This window comes from Arthrobacter sp. Hor0625, assembly GCF_052567525.1.
This window is the reverse complement of the sequence record NZ_CP199586.1, coordinates 183,902-204,966: the sequence shown is the minus strand read 5'-3', so window position 1 is coordinate 204,966 and position 21,065 is coordinate 183,902. Positions and strand designations below refer to the sequence as shown.

19 protein-coding genes are annotated in these 21,065 nt (G+C 68.7%); 11 read left to right on the top strand and 8 right to left on the bottom strand.

Annotated elements, in window-relative coordinates:
* Positions 1-146 precede the first annotated feature (146 nt).
* Positions 147-710, top strand: a complete 564-nt coding sequence (locus tag ACTWLI_RS01000; RefSeq protein ID WP_445154874.1) for a hypothetical protein — start codon at positions 147-149, stop codon at positions 708-710.
* Positions 711-1,800: 1,090 nt separating this feature from the next.
* Here ACTWLI_RS01000 and ACTWLI_RS00995 read toward each other — a convergent pair.
* Positions 1,801-2,706 carry a LysR family transcriptional regulator gene (locus tag ACTWLI_RS00995; protein ID WP_445154873.1) on the bottom strand — a complete coding sequence of 302 codons (906 nt, stop codon included), beginning with the start codon at positions 2,704-2,706 and terminating at the stop codon, positions 1,801-1,803.
* Between the two features lie 140 nt (positions 2,707-2,846).
* Here ACTWLI_RS00995 and mmsB point away from each other — a divergent pair, with 140 nt between their 5' ends.
* Complete coding sequence (gene mmsB, locus ACTWLI_RS00990; protein WP_445154872.1) at positions 2,847-3,749, top strand: 3-hydroxyisobutyrate dehydrogenase; 903 nt, start codon at positions 2,847-2,849, stop codon at positions 3,747-3,749.
* Between the two features lie 30 nt (positions 3,750-3,779).
* Entirely contained in the window at positions 3,780-5,264 is a 1,485-nt protein-coding gene (locus tag ACTWLI_RS00985; RefSeq protein WP_445154871.1) for a CoA-acylating methylmalonate-semialdehyde dehydrogenase, read from the top strand.
* A 4-nt stretch (positions 5,265-5,268) separates the two neighbouring features.
* On the opposite strand, the gene ACTWLI_RS00980 is transcribed toward ACTWLI_RS00985, so the two are convergent.
* Together ACTWLI_RS00980 and ACTWLI_RS00975 are read right to left on the bottom strand one after the other, a co-directional pair.
* On the bottom strand, positions 5,269-5,817 hold the full coding sequence (locus ACTWLI_RS00980) for a hypothetical protein (RefSeq protein WP_445154870.1): 549 nt from the start codon (positions 5,815-5,817) through the stop codon (positions 5,269-5,271).
* Positions 5,818-5,907: 90 nt separating this feature from the next.
* On the bottom strand, positions 5,908-6,780 hold the full coding sequence (locus ACTWLI_RS00975) for an SGNH/GDSL hydrolase family protein (protein WP_445156080.1): 873 nt from the start codon (positions 6,778-6,780) through the stop codon (positions 5,908-5,910).
* Positions 6,781-6,874: 94 nt separating this feature from the next.
* Between ACTWLI_RS00975 and ACTWLI_RS00970 the strand changes: the two genes are divergently transcribed.
* A complete protein-coding gene (locus tag ACTWLI_RS00970) occupies positions 6,875-7,537 on the top strand; it encodes an alpha/beta hydrolase (protein ID WP_445154869.1) in 663 nt (220 codons plus the stop codon).
* On the opposite strand, the gene ACTWLI_RS00965 is transcribed toward ACTWLI_RS00970, so the two are convergent.
* Positions 7,538-7,774 (bottom strand): RNA-binding S4 domain-containing protein, encoded by a 237-nt coding sequence (locus ACTWLI_RS00965; RefSeq protein ID WP_445154868.1) that lies wholly within the window; start codon positions 7,772-7,774, stop codon positions 7,538-7,540.
* Between the two features lie 33 nt (positions 7,775-7,807).
* Between ACTWLI_RS00965 and ACTWLI_RS00960 the strand changes: the two genes are divergently transcribed.
* From ACTWLI_RS00960 to ACTWLI_RS00950, 3 genes are all read left to right on the top strand, one after another.
* On the top strand, positions 7,808-8,806 hold the full coding sequence (locus ACTWLI_RS00960) for a DMT family transporter (protein ID WP_445154867.1): 999 nt from the start codon (positions 7,808-7,810) through the stop codon (positions 8,804-8,806).
* A gap of 109 nt (positions 8,807-8,915) precedes the next feature.
* Positions 8,916-10,301, top strand: a complete 1,386-nt coding sequence (locus tag ACTWLI_RS00955; protein ID WP_445154866.1) for a glycine--tRNA ligase — start codon at positions 8,916-8,918, stop codon at positions 10,299-10,301.
* Between the two features lie 2 nt (positions 10,302-10,303).
* Entirely contained in the window at positions 10,304-11,308 is a 1,005-nt protein-coding gene (locus tag ACTWLI_RS00950) for a GNAT family N-acetyltransferase (RefSeq protein ID WP_445154865.1), read from the top strand.
* A gap of 79 nt (positions 11,309-11,387) precedes the next feature.
* Here ACTWLI_RS00950 and ACTWLI_RS00945 read toward each other — a convergent pair whose 3' ends face one another.
* The 4 genes from ACTWLI_RS00945 to ACTWLI_RS00930 form a co-directional block, all read right to left on the bottom strand.
* On the bottom strand, positions 11,388-12,827 hold the full coding sequence (locus ACTWLI_RS00945) for a short-chain fatty acid transporter (protein WP_445154864.1): 1,440 nt from the start codon (positions 12,825-12,827) through the stop codon (positions 11,388-11,390).
* A 73-nt stretch (positions 12,828-12,900) separates the two neighbouring features.
* The gene (locus ACTWLI_RS00940) at positions 12,901-13,797 is read right to left on the bottom strand and encodes a lysophospholipid acyltransferase family protein (protein ID WP_445154863.1); all 897 of its coding nucleotides are present in this window, start codon (positions 13,795-13,797) and stop codon (positions 12,901-12,903) included.
* A 13-nt stretch (positions 13,798-13,810) separates the two neighbouring features.
* On the bottom strand, positions 13,811-14,620 hold the full coding sequence (locus ACTWLI_RS00935; RefSeq protein ID WP_445154862.1) for a DUF1295 domain-containing protein: 810 nt from the start codon (positions 14,618-14,620) through the stop codon (positions 13,811-13,813).
* Positions 14,620-15,372 (bottom strand): alpha/beta hydrolase, encoded by a 753-nt coding sequence (locus ACTWLI_RS00930; protein WP_445154861.1) that lies wholly within the window; start codon positions 15,370-15,372, stop codon positions 14,620-14,622. Before ACTWLI_RS00930 ends, ACTWLI_RS00935 begins: the two co-directional genes overlap by 1 nt.
* A 269-nt stretch (positions 15,373-15,641) precedes the next feature.
* On the opposite strand from ACTWLI_RS00930, the gene ACTWLI_RS00925 reads away from it, so the two are divergent.
* From ACTWLI_RS00925 to ACTWLI_RS00910, 4 genes are all read left to right on the top strand, one after another.
* Positions 15,642-17,015 (top strand): FAD-binding oxidoreductase, encoded by a 1,374-nt coding sequence (locus ACTWLI_RS00925; protein ID WP_445154860.1) that lies wholly within the window; start codon positions 15,642-15,644, stop codon positions 17,013-17,015.
* Positions 17,016-17,076: 61 nt separating this feature from the next.
* Positions 17,077-18,462: a YibE/F family protein gene (locus ACTWLI_RS00920; RefSeq protein ID WP_445154859.1), complete on the top strand. Its 1,386-nt coding sequence runs from the start codon at positions 17,077-17,079 to the stop codon at positions 18,460-18,462.
* Positions 18,463-18,562: 100 nt separating this feature from the next.
* Positions 18,563-19,741: a tRNA dihydrouridine synthase DusB gene (gene dusB / locus ACTWLI_RS00915; protein ID WP_445154858.1), complete on the top strand. Its 1,179-nt coding sequence runs from the start codon at positions 18,563-18,565 to the stop codon at positions 19,739-19,741.
* Positions 19,734-21,023: a deoxyguanosinetriphosphate triphosphohydrolase gene (locus ACTWLI_RS00910; RefSeq protein ID WP_445154857.1), complete on the top strand. Its 1,290-nt coding sequence runs from the start codon at positions 19,734-19,736 to the stop codon at positions 21,021-21,023. The genes dusB and ACTWLI_RS00910 overlap by 8 nt, the downstream gene beginning before the upstream one ends.
* The last annotated feature ends 42 nt before the right edge of the window (positions 21,024-21,065 follow it).

Here is a 21,065-nt window from a genome sequence, read left to right as displayed (position 1 = left end):
CCTTCGAGCGGTGAAACGGGCGAGGTAACCACCTACGACGGCACAGTCATTTCATAGTGAAGTGAGGCTAATCTCTGGTCAGCGGCAGAGGATCCACACCGCTAGACTCTCAGCCCATGGGGACCGGGCGAGAAGTAAAGAGCTCTTTGAACATTCTGGTACTACGCCGCCTGGAGGCTGCGTGCCTGGCGCTAGCGGCCGTGACCGCCGTGGCACAACTTGGCGCGCTGCTTTTGGTCATCGGCGGGACTGTATTGACCTTCTGGGCCGTCAGCGGCATGCTGCTGGTCGCCTCCGTGACGCTTCGTCTTGTCTCCAATCGGGCAGCTCGCTGCATTGACGTGCCACCGTTTGCAGCGCATGTCCGACTGTTGTGCAGCATCGTGGCCTCTGCGGTGTGCCTCATCTGCCTGGGCGGTGCGTTCGGCGACCTGGGCGCCAGCTACCGCGTTCTAGATCCTCCTGCGGCCAACGGTTGCCGAGCCGTCGTTCGCGAGTTTTCTTTCCTCTTCGCCGGCAGGGGTGACGTGTACGCGGTCAGGTTCGGCGGGATAGGATTCCGCGCGAGCTCGTGGACCACGGACGACGGGTATGAACCGGTTGCCCGCGGCTCGTACACCCTGAAGTGGGATGGGAACGATGGCGCCCTCAATCTCATCGGAGGCATTGACCCGGTATGGCCCGCGGTCCACGCCATCCAGTGCAGCTGAGTGGGAAATCAAACCACGGCCCATCGCATCGAACTGCGGGACTCTCATCCTCGATCAGGGGTTTGTGCGCATGCGTGGCGCCGGCGCTGATGGAATCGAAGACCTCGCGACAGTGAACGCTCATTGTGACCCTAACCAACGCGCAGCGCCCTAGGGCCAGCTCGTCTTCGGGTATGACGTCCTAGGTGGAGTGTTCGCCAACGATCACGATGATTTGCCCGCCCAAGCCGGCGGAGTTTGTTACTGGGGTCCACTCTGGAATAGGCGCCCTTGGGAGTGGGGCACACGGCATTCAGCGACTGGCTGCTGAATGGCGGAGCCGAGGAATGAGAGCAACTGGCCCAGAGCCTTATCGCAGGATCAGAATGAAGGGTTGCTCGTCAGGCGCCGGGTGTGGGATCCCTCAGCGGGACGGTTTAGGTGATCTATCAGTTTTCCCAGGACTTCCAATTGAACCGTTGCTACGTGGTGCCACTCCGGATCCGGCACTTCGAGACTGTGGTTACCGCCCGGGACGGTGATCGTCCTAGCGTGAGAGTTCGAAACTTCCTCCGGGCACCAGGTTGAGTCCGCTGTGCCTCCGACGAAAAGGTGCCTGTCTGACGCTGTGCGCGCTGCCTCGGCGATGCGGGCGTCTGAGAGGATGGGCGTTATCCACGCGGCCTGTACTTCCCACTCCAAGAAGTACGGCAGCGCGAAGGTCCCAAGGGACTTGCCGACTACTGCACTTGGGGCATAAGGCATCTCATATAGCGCTTGGGAGACCGCCTCTTCAACAAATTGCTGGGTATCCCTTGGCGGTGGGCCTTGGACGTCGGCGTGCCAATTGATCGACCAGATGTCCCAACCCGCCCGCGTCAGAGCGAATATGGGCCAATAGAGCAGAGGTCCTTGAACCGTGTATCCCGCCCCTGGGAGCAATAAGGCCACAGGAGCGGACTTCGAAGGCGCAGAATTCAACCTCGCAATTGTCGGCATGACAGGGACGATAACAGGTGTCCGGCGAGAGGTCCTGAACGGGACGCTTCAGGCGCCGTGCGTATCAGCCGACGCGGTGCTGCCGCTCGCCCTTCCGCGCCCTCCGCCCCGCTCAGCCCGCCAGTACGTCCTGGCGTTCGGCGATCTCGGCCCGGACGGCGGCCAGCACCGCCTGCACCGGCGCCGATCGCAGCGATTCGGCCCGGGCCACCGCCCAAATGGGCAGTTGCCGCTGGAAGTCATCGGGAAGGACGGGCACGAAGCCCGGCTTGCCGACCACCAGGAAGTTTGGCAGCAGCCCGATCCCGGCTGCGCGGCGGACCGCCTCCAGCTGGGCGAAGATGCTGGTGGCTTGGAAGCTTGAGCGCGGCATCGGCAGCTGGGTGGACCGGTGGCCGAGCTCGGCGACCTGCAGGGCCGACTCGACGTAGGAGACGAAGCCGTGTTGCCGGACGTCGTCGAGCGTCTCCGGCAGCCCGTGCCCGCGGGCGTACTCCGGGCTCGCGTAGAGCCGCAGAACGTAGTTGGACAGGAAGATGGTCTGGGCGTTGCTGACCTCAAGGTTGCCGACCACCACCTCCAGGTCCACCCCCGAGCGGTTTTGGCTCACCTTCCGGGTGGCGCTGAGCATCTCGACGTTCAGCAGGGGGTGCTCGCGCTGCAGCCGGACCAGGGCCGGGGCGACGAATTCGGCGCCGAAGCCGTCCGGGGTGCTGATCCTGACCAGGCCGGAAAGCTGGTCCTCGGTCCGGGCAATCCGGCCGGACAGCGCTCCCAGCGTTCCCTCAATCGCCTCGGCGGCCTCAACGGCCTGGGTCCCGAGTTCGGTCAGTTCCCAGCCATGCGGGCTGCGCTCCAGGGTCCGGCCGCCCAGTTGTTTGTCCAGGGCCAGGATCCGGCGCGAGATGGTGGTGTGCGTGGTGCCGAGGGTCTCCGCGACGGCGTTGAACCGGCCCAGCCGGGCCACGGTCAGCAGGATCAACAGGTCGTCCGGGCTCGGGAGCCGCTTCAGGTCCATCCGGGGCCTTCCTTCGTGTGCATCGGTGCACATAGCATCTTCACTTTTTCCCCTTGATTGCACTGTAACAGGGTGTGATGGTGGACACGGAAGAACCGGCACATGCGCCGGTCACAATGCAGAGCAAAGGAGCTTATGCCATGGCAGTTGTCGCCTGGATCGGACTGGGAAACATGGGCGGGTCCATGTCGGTGAACCTGGCCAAGGCCGGAAACGAGGTCCGCGGCTTCGACCTGAACCCGCAGGCCGTGGCGGCCGCCGAGGCCGGGGGAGTCAAGCCGGTGGGCAGCATTGCCGAGGCGGTGGAGGGCGCCGACGTCGTCTTCACCATGCTCCCCAAGGGTGAGCACGCCCGCGCCGTCTACCTCGGCGAAGACGGCGTGCTGGCCCACGCCGACACCCGGACCCTGCTGGTGGATTCCTCCACGATCGACATCGCCTCGGCCCAGGCACTGCACGACGCCGCCGCGGAGGCCGGCTTCCGGTTCGTCGACGCTCCCGTCTCCGGCGGCATGAGCGGCGCCAAGGCCGCGACCCTGACCTTCATGATCGGCGGCGAGGCGCAGGCAGTGGCCGACGCCACCGAGTACATCCGCCCGATGGCCGGAAACATCATTCCCACCGGCGGCGCGACCACCGGGCAGGCCGCCAAGATCTGCAACAACCTCATGCTCTTCATCAACCTCGCCTCCACCGCCGAGGGCGCCGTCCTGGCGGACCGCCTCGGCCTGGACAAGCAGGTCTTCTGGGACATCGCCTCCGTCTCCTCGGGCGACAGCTGGGCGCTGCGCACCTGGTACCCGGTGGCAGGCGTCGTCCCCACCGCCGCCTCGAACAACGACTTCGCCCCCACCTTCACCGCCGAACTGGCCAACAAGGACATCGGCCTGGCCATCAGCGCCGCCAAGGACACCGGCACGCCGCTGGAGATCGGCGAGCACGTCCAGCAGCTGTTTCAGCGGCTGATCGACGGCGGCCAGTCCGGCAAGGACTGCTCCGCAATCGTCAAGCTGGTCGACGGTTCGTTCGAGTCCGCCAACTAGCCCCCACACCTTTAGAAAGAGATCCTCCCCATGGAACGCATTCCGCACTTCATCAACGGCGCCCTCGTCGCCGACGCCGAGCGCGTCGGCCCGGTGTACAACCCGGCCACCGGCGAACAGGAAAAGGAGGTGGCCCTCGCTTCCGCCGCCCGCGTCGAGGAAGCCATCGCCGCAGCCCGCGCCGCCCTGCCGGGCTGGCGCGCCACCAGCCTCGCCAAACGCACCACCATCTTCTTCAAGGTCCGCGAGCTGCTCATGCAGCGTCGGCCCGAACTGGCGGCCCTGCTGACCAGCGAGCACGGCAAGGTCCTCTCCGACGCCGAAGGTGAAATCACCCGCGGCCTGGAAAACATCGAGTTCGCCACCGGCCTGTCCCACATGCTCAAGGGCGAACGCTCCGAGCAGGTCTCCAGCGGCGTCGACGTGCACTCGGTCCGCCAGCCCGTCGGCGTGGTCGCCTGCATCACTCCGTTCAACTTCCCAGCCATGGTGCCGCTGTGGATGATCGGCAGCGCCCTGGCCTGCGGCAATACCGTGCTCCTGAAGCCCAGCGAGAAGGACCCGTCCTCGGCGATCTTCATCGCCCAGGTCTTCGCCGAGGCAGGCCTGCCCGCCGGTGTGCTCAACGTCGTCCACGGCGATAAGGAAGCCGTCGACGTGCTGCTCGAGCACCCGGACGTCAAGGCCGTCAGCTTTGTCGGGTCGACGCCGATCGCCCAGTCGATCTACAAGCGTGCGGCGGACAATGGCAAGCGCGTCCAGGCCCTGGGCGGAGCCAAGAACCACATGGTGGTGCTCCCGGACGCGGACCTGGACATGGCCGCCGACGCTGCCGTCTCCGCCGCCTACGGGTCGGCGGGGGAGCGTTGCATGGCCGTGAGCGTGCTGGTCGCCGTCGGTAACATCGCGGACGACCTGGTGGGAGCGATCAAGACCCGGATGGCCACCCTGAAGATCGGCCCCGGCACCGACCCCGCCTCCCAGATGGGCCCGCTCATCACCGCCGAACACCGCGACAAGGTCGCCTCCTACGTGGCGGGCGCCGCGGACGAGGGTGCTTCCGTGGTGGTCGACGGCCGGGAGCAGGAGTTCGACTCCAAGGGCTTCTTCATCGGCGTCAGCCTGATCGACCACGTCAAGCCCGGCATGAAGGTCTACGACGACGAGATCTTCGGCCCGGTGCTCTCGGTGGTCCGGGTCGAGACCTACGCCGACGCCGTGAAGCTGGTCAACGACAATGAGTTCGGCAACGGCGTGGCGATCTTCACCCGCGACGGCGGCGCGGCCCGCCAGTTCGAGTTCGACGTCGAGGCCGGCATGGTGGGCGTCAACGTGCCGATCCCGGTGCCGGTCGGCACCTTCTCCTTCGGCGGCTGGAAGAACTCGCTCTTCGGCGACACGCACATGTACGGCCCGGAGAGCATCCGCTTCTACACCCGCGGCAAGGTCGTCACCACCCGCTGGCCGGATCCGTCGACCTCGGTGATTGACCTCGGTTTCCCGCAGGTCGACTAGGGTCCTAGCCCTTCATGATCTCCGCGCGCTGGGCCATGTAGTCCTCCATCGCAAGCTCGCCGTTGCTGTACTTCTGGTCCAGCTCGGCGAGCTTGCGGGCGCGGTAGCCCTGGGGGCCCGACGGCGCCGGCGGAACCGGGGGAACGTCGGGGGAGGTCGTCGGCTGCTGCGGGCCCGGCTGCGGAGGGTTGTTCAGGTACTCCGGGCTGTCCTCATAGGGCACCGGGTACGGCTGGCCCGGGTACTGCCCGGCCGGGGGCTGCGCCCCCGGGTACGGCTGGCCCGGGAATTGCTGGCCCGGGTACTGGCCGGCCGGGGGCTGCGGGGCGCCCAGCTGGCCGAACCCGCCGTAGTAGTCGCGCTGGGTAAAACCGTCGCGCGGCTGGTTGCTTTGCCTGCCCGGGTCCTGCCCGGGGAATCCGCCGAACGGCTGCCCCGGGAAGCCTCCCGGCAGGCCCTGGCCCTGGTCCCGGCCACGGGACGAGCGGCGGTACAGGCGCATGACCGCCGGAATCACGATGAACAGCAGGATGATCCAAAAGAAAATGCTCACGGTACCGGGCCTCTCAGAAAGGTGTCTTTCCAGCTTAACGCGCCCGGACTCTCCGGGGTGCCGGCGTTGCCGCGGCGGACGGGCTGCGGGCTAGGGACGCATCGCGTCCTGGGCATCCGGCCGGCCCTCGTCGGAGCCGCGCGGACCCTCGCCCGAGCCCAGCGGAACGCCGGGGCCGAAGACCGGCCCGGCCAACGGCCGCTTTGCCGTGATGCCGTCACCTGAGGAACGGTGCCGCAGCCGGCGCACCACCCAGGGTACGAAGTGCTCGCGGGCCCAGATGAGGTCCCCGGTGCGGGCCTCCCGCCAGCTGCGCGGAGGCAGCGGCTTGGGCATCAGCGGCTCGAGGGTGTGCTCCACGTTCAGCGAATCCAGCACCATGGCCGCGATCGTGTGGTGGCCCAGCGGGGAGAAGTGCAGCCGGTCCGCGTCCCACATCTGCGGGTCAGTGAGCTGCCGCAGCGACCACATATCCGCGATGACCGCGTCGTGCCGGGCCGCCACCGTACGCAGGTTCTCGTTGTAGATGGCCACCTTGCTGCGGATCCGGCTCAGGACCGAAGACCCCGTGTCCGGGCCGTTGAACAACACGACGGTGGCGCCGCCCAGACTCAGGATCTGCACCACCGAGTCCAGCCGCTCGGCAAGGACATCCGGGTCGCCGCCGGGCCGGATCAGGTCGTTGCCGCCGGCAGAGAGGGTCACCAGGTCAGGCTTCAGCGACAGGCAGTGCGCCAGCTGCTGGTCGACGATCTGCTGCAGCAGCCGGCCCCGCACGGCGAGGTTGGCATAGGCAAAATCTTCGTGGCCGCGGCTCAGTTCCTCAGCCACGCGGTCCGCCCAGCCGCGGTGCCCGCCGGGGCTGGCCGGTTCCGGGTCCCCGATGCCCTCCGTGAAGGAATCGCCCATCGCCACGTACCGGGTCCACGGGTGGTTGACGGTCCGGTCGGGGGAATTGTCCATCGCTGCTGTTTCGCTCACCGTTCTATCCTGCCCTCTTCGCGCAAAGCTCCGCCACCGTCGCTTGTTACTGATTGGTAACTGTAAGAATGGAGCCATGACTGACGCCCCTTCCTTCCCCGCAGCGTTTCCCGACCCCGTCGTGCTCTGGTCGCGGCCCGAAGAGGCCAGGGCCGGCAGGCCCCTGCTGGTGCTCCTGCACGGCTACGGCGCCAACGAACAGGACCTGATGAGCCTGGCAGACCTGCTACCGGAGGAGTTCGTCGTGGCCTCGGTGCGGGCCCCGCTCGTCTCCGGCCCCGGGTTCACCTGGTTCCCTCTGACGGCGTCCATTGAATACTCCCTCGACGCCGTCAAGGACGCCGCGGCCTACGTCCAGCACTGGATCGACTCGGTGCGGGACAACCACCCCTCCGTCACCCTGCTGGGCTTCTCGATGGGCATGGCGATGGCCACGACGCTGCTGCGGCAGCGACCGGACGGCTACGCCGCCGTCGTCGGACTGTCCGGCTTCGCCGTCGACGCCGGCTCCGATCCAAGCTTCCGGGACGCCGAGCTGGACGGCACCGTCCCGATGTTCTGGGGCCGCGACCAGCAGGACCCGGTGATCACCCCGGACAAGATCGAGTTCACCATGGGCTGGGTCCGCAAGCACGTGAAGCTCACCAAGGTGCTGTACACCGGCATGTGGCACGGGATCAACCAGCAGGAGATCGGCCATGTGGGCGAATTCCTCACCCACGAGGTGCTCAAGAAATAGCTAGGCCCCGGCGGGGGTCACGATCCGGACGGTCTGCCCATTCACGGTGACGGTGTCGCCGTGGTGCAGCTGCCGTCCACGGCGGTCGTCGATCTCGCCGTTGACCTTGACCAGGCCGTTCTTGATCAGTTCGGCAGCCTCCACCCCGTCCTCGACCAAGTTGGCCAGCTTCAGCAGCTGCCCCAGCCGGATCATGTCGTCGCGGATGGGAATCTCTTCAATTTCCGGGTTGCTCATACCAGCAATCATGCCTGACCGAAGGTGGCACCAATGACTTCCGCTCCGCGGCTTCCCCTGCCCGCCGGCCTGCTCCTCGCCGTGGGCGCGGGGCTGCTTGCCCCGGTCCAGAGCCGGATCAACGGCGCCCTCGGCACAGCGCTCGACGACGGCCTGGCCGCCGCCGTCGTCAGCTTCAGCATCGGACTGGCGGTGATGGTCGCGCTCTCCCTGGCCCTGCCCCGGGGCCGGGCCGGCCTCGCCGAGGTGCTGCCGGCGCTGCGCGAACGCCGGTTCCCCCGCTACTACGTGCTGGCCGGCGGCATCGGGGCCTTCTTCGTCTTCGCCCAGGCTTCCACGGTCGGGGTGTTGGGCGTCGCCCTGTTCACGGTCGCGGCCGTCACGGGCCAGACCCTCAGCGGGCTGCTGGTGGACCGGATGGGCATCGGGCCCGCGGGCAAGAAGGCGGTGACGGGAATCCGCGTGCTGGGCAGCGCGCTGACCGTCGCCGCCGTGGCCTGGGCCGTGTCGCCCCGCTTCGACGCCGGCGCGTCGGGCGGCGCGACGGCGGGCGGGCCACTGCTGCTGCTGGTCCCGGTGCTGCTTCCCGTGGTGGCCGGTTTCCTGATGAGCTTTCAGCAGGCCATGAACGGCACGGCCACCGTGCACTACGGAACCCCCATCACCGCCACCCTGGTCAACTTCGTCGCCGGCGGCGCCGTGCTGTGGCTCGCCTGGCTGGTCAAGCTCGCCGCGGCGGGCCCCGGCCGCGGGCTGCCGGGCGAGTGGTGGTACTACCTGGGCGGGCCCCTGGGCTGCATCTTCATCGGCGTCGCCGCCTTCCTTGTCCGCAGCCTCGGCGTGCTCGTCACCGGGCTCGGGATGATCGCCGGGCAACTGCTCGGCTCGCTCGGGCTGGATCTGGCCGTCCCCTCGCCGGGAACCGTCATCGCGCTGCCCACCGTGCTCGGGACCCTGCTGACTCTGGCGGCCATCGTGCTGGCCAGCCTGCCCTGGCCCAGGGGCGCCTTCAGGGGACGGCGGCACGGGTAGGCTAGGAGTTTGCATCACCCGTTCGCAGGACCCCGCCCGGCAGCCAGCCGGTGACCCGGGGCTGACAGCACGGACCGCACCCAGCGGCCCTGTAGAAATTGGAGTTCCCATGGCAGCAAAATCCGTTCTCGACCAGATCATCTCCCTCGCCAAGCGCCGGGGTTTCGTCTTCCAGGCCGGTGAAATCTACGGTGGCTCCCGTTCTGCCTGGGACTACGGCCCCCTCGGCGCCGAGCTGAAGGAAAACATCAAGCGCCAGTGGTGGCAGTCCGTGGTCCGCGGCCGCGAGGACGTCGTCGGCCTGGACTCCTCGGTGATCCTGCCCCGCCAGGTCTGGGAAGCCTCCGGCCACGTCGAGGTCTTCTCCGACCCGCTGGTGGAGTGCCTGTCCTGCCACAAGCGCTACCGCGCGGACCACCTCGAGGAAGAATACGAGGAGAAGAAGGGCCGCCCCGCCGAGAACGGGCTCAAGGACATCGCCTGCGCCAACTGCGGCACCCGCGGCGAATGGACCGAACCGCAGGAATTCTCCGGCCTGCTCAAGACCTACCTCGGCCCGGTGGCCAGCGAAGAGGGCCTGCACTACCTGCGCCCCGAAACCGCCCAGGGCATCTTCGTGAACTTCTCCAACGTGCTCACCACCTCCCGGAAGAAGCCGCCGTTCGGCATCGGCCAGATCGGCAAGTCTTTCCGCAACGAGATCACGCCGGGCAACTTCATCTTCCGCACCCGCGAGTTCGAACAGATGGAAATGGAATTCTTCGTCGAGCCCGGCACGGACGAGCAGTGGCACCAGTACTGGATGAAGGAGCGCATGGCCTGGTACACCGGCCTGGGCATCCGCGAGGAAAACCTCCGCTTCTTCGAACACCCGCTGGAGAAGCTCAGCCACTACTCCAAGGGCACCACGGACATCGAGTACCGCTTCGGCTTCCACGGCTCCGAATGGGGCGAACTCGAAGGCATCGCCAACCGCACCGACTTCGACCTCTCCACGCACGCCAAGGCCTCCGGGGCGGACCTGAGCTACTTCAACCAGGCCACCAACGAGCGCTACACCCCGTACGTGATCGAACCCGCCGCCGGCCTCACCCGGTCCTTCATGGCCTTCATGATCGACGCCTACACCGAGGATGAGGCGCCCAACGCCAAGGGCGGCGTCGACGTGCGCACCGTGCTCAAGCTCGACCCGCGCCTGGCCCCGGTCAAGGCCGCTGTCCTGCCGCTGAGCCGCAACGAGGACCTCTCGCCGAAGGCCAAGGACCTCGCCGCGCAGCTGCGTAAGAACTGGAACATCGAGTTCGACGACGCCGGCGCGATCGGCCGCCGCTACCGCCGCCAGGATGAGATCGGCACCCCGTTCTGCATCACGGTGGACTTCGACACGCTCGAGGACCAGGCCGTCACCATCCGCGAACGCGACACCATGGCCCAGGAGCGCGTCTCCCTGGACAAGGTGGAAGGCTACCTGGCCGCGCGGCTGATCGGCGCCTGAGCATGGCGATCGAATACCGCGAGTGGCGCGAGGGCGATGACCTGGCGCTGCTGGAGATCTGGGGCGGGCCGGAAACGGACCAGGCCCGTCAGTTCCGCGGCACCCTGGCACCCTCCGGCAACGCGCCGTGGCGCCGCTGCATTGTCGCCGAGGACGTCGTCGACGGCGTCGCCATCCCGGTGGCGGCCGGCGCCGTCCACGAGGCCTCGCTGCACCCGGAGCGGCTCTGGGTATACGTCGAGGTGGCCCGCGACCACCGGCGGTCCGGCATCGGGTCGACCCTGCTGGCCATGCTCCGGCACGAGGCGGAGCGTTCGCCCTCGGGCGTGACCCGGCTGCGGACCAAGGTGGAGCCCGGCACCCCCGGGGCCGCGTTCGCCGAGGCCGCGGGGTTGGCCCCGATCCAGCGTTCGCGCCTGGTGGTCGTCGAGCCCGGGGCGTTGAAGCTCCCCGTTTTCGGCGACGGTTCCGAGGCCGCGGCGACCGAACAGGTCGAGGACCTGGCCACCGGCTCGGTGGAGCTGAGCGGCGTCGTGGGCCGGTACTACACCGCCGTGCACGACTGGGACAGCCCCGGCGAGCTCAGCATCGCCACCGTGCAGCGGCTTTTCCTGGACGAGCTCAGCGGGGCGCGCGGCGCGATCGTGCTGCGCGCGCCCAAGGCCAGTGCCTTCGGCGCGGGCGTGCCGGCCAGCAAGAAAGGCCGGCTGCAGGCCTTCGCCGTCAGCTACGCCCAGGGAGGCCCGGAACTCGGAGCCGAGGACGGCCATGCCCCGGCAGCCGGCGAACCGTCCGAGGTGTTCCTCGGCCACGACCCGGACCTGCCGGCCGACGAAGCCCGGGCCGCGGTCCGGGACCTGCTGGCGCTGATTGCGTACCAGTACCCGGTGCTGCTGGAACTGGACGATTCGATGACCGCGCTGCGCGCCGTCGTCGAGCCGCTGCTGGAAGCCGGCACCGCCCGGCAGACCGGCGCGGACACCCTGATCGTCTCGGACCCCGCTTAGGCCTCCAAGCGCGACTGACCCGCAGCCGTTGTCATCGTGATGACAACGGCTGCGGGTCAGTCGTGGTTAAACCGGGGGGCTAGGGCATCACCGGCGGGACGAACTCAAAGGTCTCGCCGAGCAGCCAGACCAGCAGCAGCACCACCGGCAGGTGGAACACGAACTGCAGGAAGGTGAAGCCGACCAGGTCCCGGGCGCGCAGCCTCAGCACCGCCAGCAGCGGCAGCATGAAGAACGGGTTGACCAGGTTCGGCAGGGCCTCGGCGATGTTGTAGATCTGCACCGTCCAGCCCAGGTTCATCTGCACGTCGGTCGCGGACTGCATCACGTACGGCGCCTCGACCAGCCACTTCCCGCCGCCGGAGGGGACCAGCAGGCCCAGGACTGCGGTGTACAGCGCAATGACGACGGCGAATCCGCCGCCGCTGCCGATCTGCGAGAAGAATTCGGCCAGGTGCGCGGAGATGGTCATGCCGCCGTGGCCGGTGGCCTTGGTCAGGATCGCGGCCATCGCGGCGTACAGCGGGAACTGCACCAGGATGCCGGCGGTGGCCGGGACGGCCTTGGTGACAGCCTGCAGGAAGTTCCGCGGCGTGCCGTGCAGCACCAGGCCCAGGATGAGGAAGACCAGCAGGTAGCCGTTGAGGCTGCTGACCACGGTCAGGAACGGCTTGGTCAGGAACTGGGAGACGAGCCAGCCGAGGGTCAGGATTCCGGCCAGGACCGGCAGGATCCGGCTGTATTCGAGCCATTCGCCGGGCCGTGACCGCGGTGCGGGCTCGCTGGGTTCGTCGTCGAGGTCGACGCCGAGGTCCTCGGCGGTGCGGATCGCGCCGCCCTGCGGGGCGGAGAAGTGTGCGATGACCGTGGTCAGCACCATCAGGATGGCCAGGGTCAGCAGCGACTGCCAGGTGAAGATCGTGGTGCCGAAATCGAGGATGCCGGTGATCTTCAGCAGCGCCGGCGGCAGGGACGCCGCCGTGGCCTGCAGCTGAGCGGCGGAGGAGGACAGCCCGAGGGCCCAGACGGCCCCGAGGCCCATGAACGCTGCCGCGCCGAGGGCGCGGTAATCCACGGTGAGGTCCTTGCGCCGGGCGATGGCCCGGGCGAGCAGGCCGCCGAAGATCAGGCTGAGGCCCCAGTTGAGGAAGGAGACGGACATTGACATCAGGGCCACGAAGCTGACCGCGGTCCGCGCGGTGGCTGGCACCAGGGCCAGCCGGTTGATCAGGCGGGCCACCGGCGGTGACGTCGCCACCACGTAGCCGGTGAGGACCACCATGGCCATCTGCAGGGTGAAAGCGGTCAGGTCCCAGAAACCGTTGCCGAAGGAGTCGGCGATGGACTGCGGCGAGGCGCCAATGGCCAAGGCGGCCACGGCGATGATGATCACCCCGGCGAGGGCAAAGATGTAGGCGTCCGGGAACCACTTTTCGGTCCACGCCGCCATCCGCTGGGCTATCCGGGCGAGACCGCGTTCTTCGACGATGCCGCTTTTGGTCAGGACTGTGTTCGACACAGAGGGGTACCTCTTCGTTGAGTGTGATTTTGTACCCGATGGAGTTTAGTCAAGTCGGTGGGGTGAACCGGGCTTATCGGCGCCGGCTGCGGGCGCGCCGCGGTCCTTCGGCCTCGTCCAGCCGCTGCCGTTCCTGGTCTGTAGGCGCGCTGCCGCCGAGCGCGGCCGGCATCCACCAGGCACAAGGTTCGGGCCTGAGCGGGAAGTCGGCGATGCCGGCGTCGATCCCGCGCTGCAATGCCTCGCGCAGCGCCTCGGTCGTCGCCGCGGCGTCCGCCTCCGGCGCCGCGTGGATCGGTTCGCCTACGTGCACGCGGACCGGCGCACGCCAGGCGCGCCGCGGCGAGAAGCCGTGGTGCCGGGTCATGATCCGGTGCGCGCCCCAGACCGAGACCGGGATGATGGGAACCCCGGCCTCGGCGGCCATCCGAACGGCGCCGGTTTTGCACTCGCGGACCTGGAAACTGCGGCTTACCCCCGCCTCAGGGAGGATCGCGATGTATTCGCCCGCGCGCAGCTTCCGCACGGCCTCGTCGTAGGCGTGGGCGCCGGAATCGTAGCCGACGACGACGTGCCCGGCGGCACTGACGGCCGGTCCGGCGAACCAGTGGTCGGCTGCGCCCTGGGTGATCAGGAAGCGCATCTGCGCCCGGTTGTGCCGCCAGAGGAGCAGCTCTGCCGCGGCGAAGTCGAGGTAGCCGAAGTGCGTGATCGCCACGACGGCGCCCGTCCCGGGCACGGGCCGCCGGGACCGGGCGGCCCGCCGGACCCGGGCGACGGGGGAGAGACGGCGGCCCGGTGAGGCCACGGAGGCCGGTAAGGCTACAAGGCCCGGCGGCTCCGCCGGGGCGCCGGGCAGGTGCTGCGCGCCGGTGACGATGATCCGGATCCCGAACAGCCGGCGCAGCAGCTCGCCGGTCCGGACGATGGTGCGGTAGAAGCGGTCGCTGGGACCGGGACGCCAGTTCACAGACGGTCTCGGCTCAGCGGCCCGCCCGCCGCCGGGGCGGCCAGGGCAGGAAACCGGAGGTCGATTCGACGTATTCCTTGTAGCCGGGCCGGGCGGACATGGCCTTCTCGGTCAGGGGCTTGCCGGTCTTTCCCGCCAGCGTCCAGATCATCAGGGCCGGGGAGAGGACGGTGAGGACTCCGGGCCAGGAATCCGCGGCGACCAGGAACAGCCCGGCCCACACGGCGGCGTCGCCGAAGTAATTCGGGTGCCGGGTATAGCGCCAGAGTCCGGTGTCCAGCACGGTCCCGCGCCTCGCCGGGTCCGCCTTGAACCGTGCCAGCTGCCAATCGCCCACGGTTTCGAACACGAAGCCGATGATCCACAGCAAAACCCCCAGCAGCGCCAGCCAGCCCAGGGGACCGGTGCTGAACATGCCGACCTGGATGGTGAGCGAAACGAAGAACATCACGAGGCCCTGGGGCAGGTACACCCGGCGCAGGGCGTAGGTATTCCGTGAACCCGGCGCCGAGGACAGCATGTCCACGTAGCGCGGATCCTCGTGCCCGCCGCGGGCCCGGACGCCGATGTGGACGGCCAGCCGCACGCCCCAGACCGCCACCAGGGCCAGCAGCAGCAGCCGGCGTCCGGCGTCGCCGTGGCCTGCGGACAACAGCCAGGAGACCGCGGCGGCCACGACGAAGCCCAGGCCCCAGACCGTGTCGATGACCGAATGGCGGCTTTGCCGGACGGCCACCGCAAACGTCACCGCCAACAGGAGCCCGAGAGCCAGGGCAACCCAGGGCAGGCCGGCCAGGAAAGCCGCCAGCGGGAAGGCCGGCATCAGAGCACCACCGGCAGGCCTGCGGTAGCGGGAAGGACCTGCCTGAGTTCCCCGGCGCCGGCGGGCTCGGTGCCGGCGCGGCTGCCAAACGCATCAAGGATAAAGCCGTTGGCCAGCGAGTTCCAGAGCCGCACCCGGCGGAACATGAAGTGGCCGGCCCCCTGCAGGGACACGTAGTCGATCGACGCGGCCACCGGCTGCGCCCGCTTGGCGTACGCCAGGGAGTTGCGGGGGCTGGTCCACCGGTCCTCGGTGCCGTGCACGATCAGGACCCGCCGCCCGGCGACACGGTCCACAGGGGTGGTTCCGTCCAGCCAGGGCGCGAGGGCGACGACGGCGTCCACCTGCGGGTGGTCGGCGACGCAGAGCGCCGTCAGGCCGCCCATGGAATGGCCGAGCAGGTAAACCGGAACGCCCGGATGCTCGAGGCTGATCTGCTCAAGCGCCCAGCGGGCGTCCTGCACGGGCGACATGTCCGGACCGTTCCAGCCCCGGTACCGGTTGCGGAGAGTCCAGACGGCCAGGCCGTGGGGGCCGCCCCGGCCGCGCAGGGCCTGCGCGAAGGGCAGCATCCTGGCCGGGCTCAGGTGCCGGGCTCGGACGGCGTCGAAGCTGGCGGCACGTCCGCCATGCAGCACCAAGGCAACACCGCGGGTTTCCCCGGCCGCGTCGGCGATGCTCAGCGTCGCCCGGGCTGTCGTGCCGGAAGCGCCCGCTGCGGCCTCCCGGTCATCTGTCTTGCGTCTGGCCACCTTGGTGTCCTCCCCATCATTTGTCCCTCAGTGTCCAACCCTAAAGCGCGTTCCGGAGTTCCCGGCAGGTTTCCTGCGCTGGTCTTCCACCTCTCCCACAGGAGGTTCGGAGCCGCGGGGGCGGGAGATGGCCCGGCCCGTTCCCGGACCCCTTGACGGATCCGGAGCGGAGGAGTACGCCTGTGCTCGTATAGCCCCGGGCGTTTTGCCGGCTGGGAGCACAAATCACCGTCCGGGTCGGAAACACGACGAAATCGACGGTACAAAAAATGAATGGAACCGACTTCGACGGCCTGCGCGGGCAGGTCCGAGGGCAAGTCATCACGTCCGGTGACGCGGACTACGACGCTGCCCGGGCCGTGCAAAACGGTTTGATCGACAAGCGGCCGGCGGCGGTGGTCCAGGTGTCCCAGGTCGCGGACGTGATCGCCAGCGTCAACTTTGCGCGGGACCACGGCCTGGCGCTGGCTGTCCGCGGCGGGGGACACAGCGGTCCGGGCTTTGGCACGGGGGATGACGCACTGGTGATCGACTTCGCCCACACCCGGGGCGTGCGGGTCGACCCGGCCGGCAGAACGGCCCGGACAGAGGCCGGGGCGACGTGGGCGGATTTCAACCACGCCACGCACGCCTTCGGGCTCGCCACCACCGGCGGCGTCGTCGGCTCGACTGGTGTCTCGGGCCTGACCCTCGGCGGCGGCATCGGCTACCTCGACCGGAAGTACGGGCTCAGCTGCGACAACCTCCTCTCGGCCGACGTCGTCACCGCCGACGGAAGGTTCCTCACTGCCAGCGAGCACGAGCATGAGGATCTCTTCTGGGCGTTGCGCGGCGGCGGGGGCAACTTCGGCGTCGTCACCTCGCTGGAATTCCGGCTGCATCCCGTGGACACGGTCCACGCAGGCATCGTTATCTACCCGGGTGACCACGCCGAGACCGTCGCCAAGTTCTACCGCGCGCAGTTGGCGGACGCCCCGGAAGAGTTCGGCGCCTTCCTCGCCTTCCACCAGGGCCCACCGGTCCCGTTCCTGCCCGAGGAGTTCCACGGCAAACCCGTCTGCATTGTGGTCGGGATGTGGACCGGTGACCCGGCCGAAGGGCCTTCCCGGTGGCAGCCCTTCCTCGACGCCGCCCCGGTCGCCGGTTCCATGGTGGGCCCGATGCCCTATCCCGCCCTGAACTCGGCCTTCGACGGCATGTATCCCAAAGGTCTGCTCGCCTACTGGAAAGCGGCCTTCCTGTCCGAGCTCAACGACGGGGCCATCGATGCGCACCTTGAGTACGGGAGGCGTGTCCCCAGCCTGCAGACCGCGGTGCATATCTATCCGATTGACGGAGCCGTGCACCGGGTGGGCGCGGCAGACACGGCGTTCCCCAACCGGAACGCCAGCTTCTCCCCGGTCATCGCCTGCCACTGGGAGGATCCGGCGGACACGGCGGCGAACATCGCCTGGGTGCGGGACTACGCCGCGGCGCTCCAGCCCTATTCCGAGTCGGCGGGCTACATCAATTTCATGGACGGCGACGACCTGGACAAGGTGGCGGAGAACTACGGGCCCAATTACGCCCGGCTGAGGGACGTCAAAACCAAGTACGATCCGCAGAACCTCTTCCATCTCAACCAGAACATCGTGCCGGCCTAGCTGTACTGCCTGGCCCGGGGTCCCGACCCCGTAGAGTTTTCGGCATGAGGTTGAACTGCTGATGGGCGCCGGACATTCACACACCGGCCACGGAGGCATCGACCCGACACCAGGGGCGCTCGCCGCCCGCCGGAAAGCGAACTTGATCCTCGCCGCCGTCCTGGTCCCGTTGACGCTGATGACCGTGGTGGCCATGGTGCTGCTGTGGCCCTCCGGCAGCAAGGACGGCCTCAAGCTCTCCAGCCCGTACGCCGCCGCCCCGGGCGTCAGCTTCGACACCGGAACGATCCAGCGCGTCGTCGTCGGGCCCTGCATGGATCCTGCCGCCCAGGCGGACGGCCAGCCGGCGCCCGGCGCCGGGCAGGGCTCGCAGTGCACCTTCGCCTACACCGACCCGGACAAGGGCGGCAACCCGGTCAAGGTGGTGATCAACCCCGACATCGCCAAGTCCCACGGCGTCAAGGCCGGCGACGGGATCCGCTACTTGAACCTGTCCCAGACCCAGGGTGCCGCCGCGCAGGGAACCCCCTCCTACGTCTTTGTCGATTTCGTCCGGACCCTGCCGATCATCCTGCTCGCTGTCCTTTACGCCGTCGTCGTGATCGCGGTGGCGCGTTGGCGCGGGCTGCGCGCCCTCATCGGACTGCTGGGCGCCTACGCCGTGCTGGTCTCCTTCATGCTCCCGGGGCTGGTCGAAGGCAAGCCGCCGCTGCTGCTGGCGCTGGTGGGGTCGACCGTGATCATGATCGGCGTGCTGTATTTTGCCCACGGATTCACCGCCCGGACCTCGACCGCGCTGCTGGGCACCATGTTCGGCCTGGGCATCACCGCCGTCCTGGCCGCCTGGGCCACGGACGCAGCGAACCTCGCCGGCGTCGGCAGCCACGACGCCGCCACGCTCGCGAACGTTTCGGACCACATCTCGATCTCCGGCATCATCCTCTGCGGGCTGATCATCTCCGGACTCGGGGTGCTCAACGACGTGACCATCACGCAGTCCTCCGCCGTGTGGGAGCTGTGGGAGCTGGCGCCCGGGACCTCCCGGCGGAAGCTGTTCGCCTCGGCCATGCGGATCGGCCGGGACCACATCGCGTCCACCGTCTACACCATCGCCTTCGCCTACGCCGGGGCTGCGCTGCCCGTCCTGATCATTGTGATGCTCTACGAGCGCCCGCTCGGCGACGCGCTCACCAGCGCCGAACTCTCCGAGGAAGTCATCCGCACCCTCGTCGGCTCCGTCGGGCTGGTCCTGGCGATCCCGGTTACGACGCTGATCGCGGTGCTGGTCGTCAAGGCCACCGGGCTCCGGGGCGCGGCGCTGCCCGCGGGCGATGGCGGTTCCGGCTGGGTACCCGACACCGAGGCAACCGATCACGCGTCCGACGGCGGCGGATCCGGCGCGGCGTCCGAAAGCCGGCGCGGCCGGCGGGCCGAACTGCGCCGCTGACCACCCGGCCCCTCCGGCGGATCGGACCGCAGGCGGCCCTGATTTCCACATGGCGGGCCGGGCGCCGGGCCGATTTGCCCGGCTTTGAGACAATGGTCGGGTGACTGTTGTAGCAACGCCTCCCGCCCCCAAGCTGGAACTGCCGCCCCTGAAGCTGGGCCCCATCACGGTGGACACCCCGGTGATCCTGGCCCCGATGGCAGGCATCACCAACTCCGCGTTCCGCCGCCTGTGCCGCGAATACGGCGGCGGCCTGTACGTCGCGGAGATGGTCACCTCGCGCGCCCTCGTGGAGCGCACCCCCGAATCCCTGCGGATCATCTCGCACGACGACGATGAAAAAGTCCGCTCGGTCCAGCTGTACGGCGTTGACCCGGTAACGGTCGGGCAGGCGGTGCGGATGCTGGTCGAGGAGGACCGCGCGGACCACATCGACCTCAACTTCGGCTGCCCGGTGCCCAAGGTCACCCGGCGCGGCGGCGGTTCGGCGCTTCCCTGGAAGACCGACCTCTTCACCTCGATCGTCCAGACCGCCGTCAAGGAAGCGTCCAAGGGCAACATTCCGCTGACCATCAAGATGCGCAAGGGCATCGATGATGACCACCTGACCTACCTCGACGCGGGACGGATCGCCCGCGATTCCGGCGTCGCCGCCGTCGCCCTGCACGGCCGCACCGCCGCGCAGTTCTACTCCGGCAAGGCGGACTGGTCCGCCATCGCCCGGTTGCGGGAAGCCCTGCCGGATATTCCGGTGCTCGGCAACGGAGACATCTGGTCCGCCGAGGACGCGGTGCGCATGGTCCGCGAAACCGGCGTCGATGGCGTCGTGGTGGGCCGCGGCTGCCAGGGCCGGCCCTGGCTCTTCGGGGACCTGATGGCAGCCTTCGAAGGCAGCGACGTCCGCCACACCCCGGCCCTGCGCCAGGTCGCCGAGAGCATCTACCGCCACGCGGAGCTCATGGTGGAGACCTTCGGCGACGAGGGCAAGGCGCTGCGGGAGATCCGCAAGCACATGGCCTGGTACCTCAAGGGGTACGTCGTAGGCAGCGACCTGCGCCACCGGCTGGCACTCGTGACGAGCCTGGAAGTCCTTCGCGCCACGCTCGATGAACTCGACCTCGACTCGCCCTACCCGGGAGCCGACGCCGAAGGCCCGCGCGGCCGCGCAGGCTCGCCCAAGAAACCGGCCCTGCCCAAGGACTGGCTGCTGAACCGCAACCTCGACGCCGAGCAGTCCCGGGACATCTCCTTCGCCGAACTGGACGTCTCCGGTGGCTGAGGCCCGGACCGCGGCGGCCACCGTCCGCGGCTACGTGGAACGCGACTGTGCCCGTTGGGTCGAGGAGCCGCCCAAGAGCACCTACCGTTCCGACTTCGAACGTGACCGGGCACGGGTCCTGCACTCCTCCGCGCTGCGCCGGCTCGGCGCCAAGACCCAGGTGGTGGCCCCGGATACGGATGACTTTGTCCGGACCCGGCTGACGCACAGCCTCGAGGTGGCCCAGGTGGGCCGCGAACTTGGCCGCACCCTGGGCTGCGACCCCGACGTCGTCGACACCGCGTGCCTCAGTCACGACCTCGGCCATCCGCCGTTCGGCCACAACGGCGAGTCGGCGCTGAATGAGGTCGCCCACGCGATCGGCGGTTTCGAGGGCAACGCCCAGACCCTGCGCCTGCTGACCCGGCTCGAGCCCAAGGTCCTCGCCCCGGACGGCCGGCCCGCCGGCCTGAACCTCACCCGGGCCAGCCTCGATGCCGCCGCCAAGTACCCGTGGTCCGCCGAGGACGCCCCGGTGATCCACGGCCAGCGGACCAGCAAGTTCGGCGCCTACCAGGACGACCTGCCCATCTTCGAGTGGATCCGCGAGGGCGCCCCCGAGCGCCGGTCCTGCCTCGAGGCGCAGGTCATGGACCTGGCCGACGACATTTCCTACTCCGTGCACGACGTCGAGGATGCGATCGTCGCCGGGCATTTCCAGCTCCGTTGGATGGACAACCCGGACCACCGCGCCCGGGTGGTTGGCTACGCCAAGCAGTGGTACCTGCCGCACCACGACCCGGCCGCAATCGACGCCGCCCTGGCCCGGCTGGAAGCAACCAGGGTCTGGGTGCGCGAGGCCGACGGCAGCCGCAAGTCCATGGCGGCGCTGAAGGATATGACCAGCCAGCTGATCGGCCGGTTCTGCCAGAGCGCGCTGGAGACCACCCGCGCCGTCTATGGTCCGGAGAACCTCACCCGGTTCAACGCCGAACTCATCGTCCCGGAGGAGACCGTGATGGAGATCGCCGTGATGAAGGGCCTTGCCACCACCTTCGTGATGACCACCGAGCACCGGCAGCCCATCTACGAGCGCCAGCGCGAGGTCCTGCATGCCCTGGTCACCGCGCTCAACGCCACGGGGGACCGCCACCTGGAACCGATGTTCGCCGCTGACTGGCGCGCCGCGGCCGACGACGGAGCACGGCTGCGCGTCGTCATCGACCAGGTGGCCTCGCTCACCGACGGCTCTGCGCTGGCCATGTACGAACGGCTCGTCGGCAGCCTGCCGTCGCTGTGGTGACTGGCGCCATACGCCGCGGGCCGGCGTCGTGCCCTGGGACTA

Excerpts from the sequence above, each read along its gene's own strand:
- ACTWLI_RS00995 (WP_445154873.1), bottom strand. The coding sequence starts at position 2,706 with ATGGACCTGAAGCGGCTCCCGAGCCCGGACGACCTGTTGATCCTGCTG.
- mmsB (WP_445154872.1), top strand. The coding sequence starts at position 2,847 with ATGGCAGTTGTCGCCTGGATCGGACTGGGAAACATGGGCGGGTCCATG.
- ACTWLI_RS00985 (WP_445154871.1), top strand. The coding sequence starts at position 3,780 with ATGGAACGCATTCCGCACTTCATCAACGGCGCCCTCGTCGCCGACGCC.
- ACTWLI_RS00975 (WP_445156080.1), bottom strand. The coding sequence starts at position 6,780 with ATGGACAATTCCCCCGACCGGACCGTCAACCACCCGTGGACCCGGTAC.
- ACTWLI_RS00970 (WP_445154869.1), top strand. The coding sequence starts at position 6,875 with ATGACTGACGCCCCTTCCTTCCCCGCAGCGTTTCCCGACCCCGTCGTG.
- ACTWLI_RS00965 (WP_445154868.1), bottom strand. The coding sequence starts at position 7,774 with ATGAGCAACCCGGAAATTGAAGAGATTCCCATCCGCGACGACATGATC.
- ACTWLI_RS00960 (WP_445154867.1), top strand. The coding sequence starts at position 7,808 with ATGACTTCCGCTCCGCGGCTTCCCCTGCCCGCCGGCCTGCTCCTCGCC.
- ACTWLI_RS00955 (WP_445154866.1), top strand. The coding sequence starts at position 8,916 with ATGGCAGCAAAATCCGTTCTCGACCAGATCATCTCCCTCGCCAAGCGC.
- ACTWLI_RS00950 (WP_445154865.1), top strand. The coding sequence starts at position 10,304 with ATGGCGATCGAATACCGCGAGTGGCGCGAGGGCGATGACCTGGCGCTG.
- ACTWLI_RS00935 (WP_445154862.1), bottom strand. The coding sequence starts at position 14,620 with ATGCCGGCCTTCCCGCTGGCGGCTTTCCTGGCCGGCCTGCCCTGGGTT.
- ACTWLI_RS00925 (WP_445154860.1), top strand. The coding sequence starts at position 15,642 with ATGAATGGAACCGACTTCGACGGCCTGCGCGGGCAGGTCCGAGGGCAA.
- ACTWLI_RS00920 (WP_445154859.1), top strand. The coding sequence starts at position 17,077 with ATGGGCGCCGGACATTCACACACCGGCCACGGAGGCATCGACCCGACA.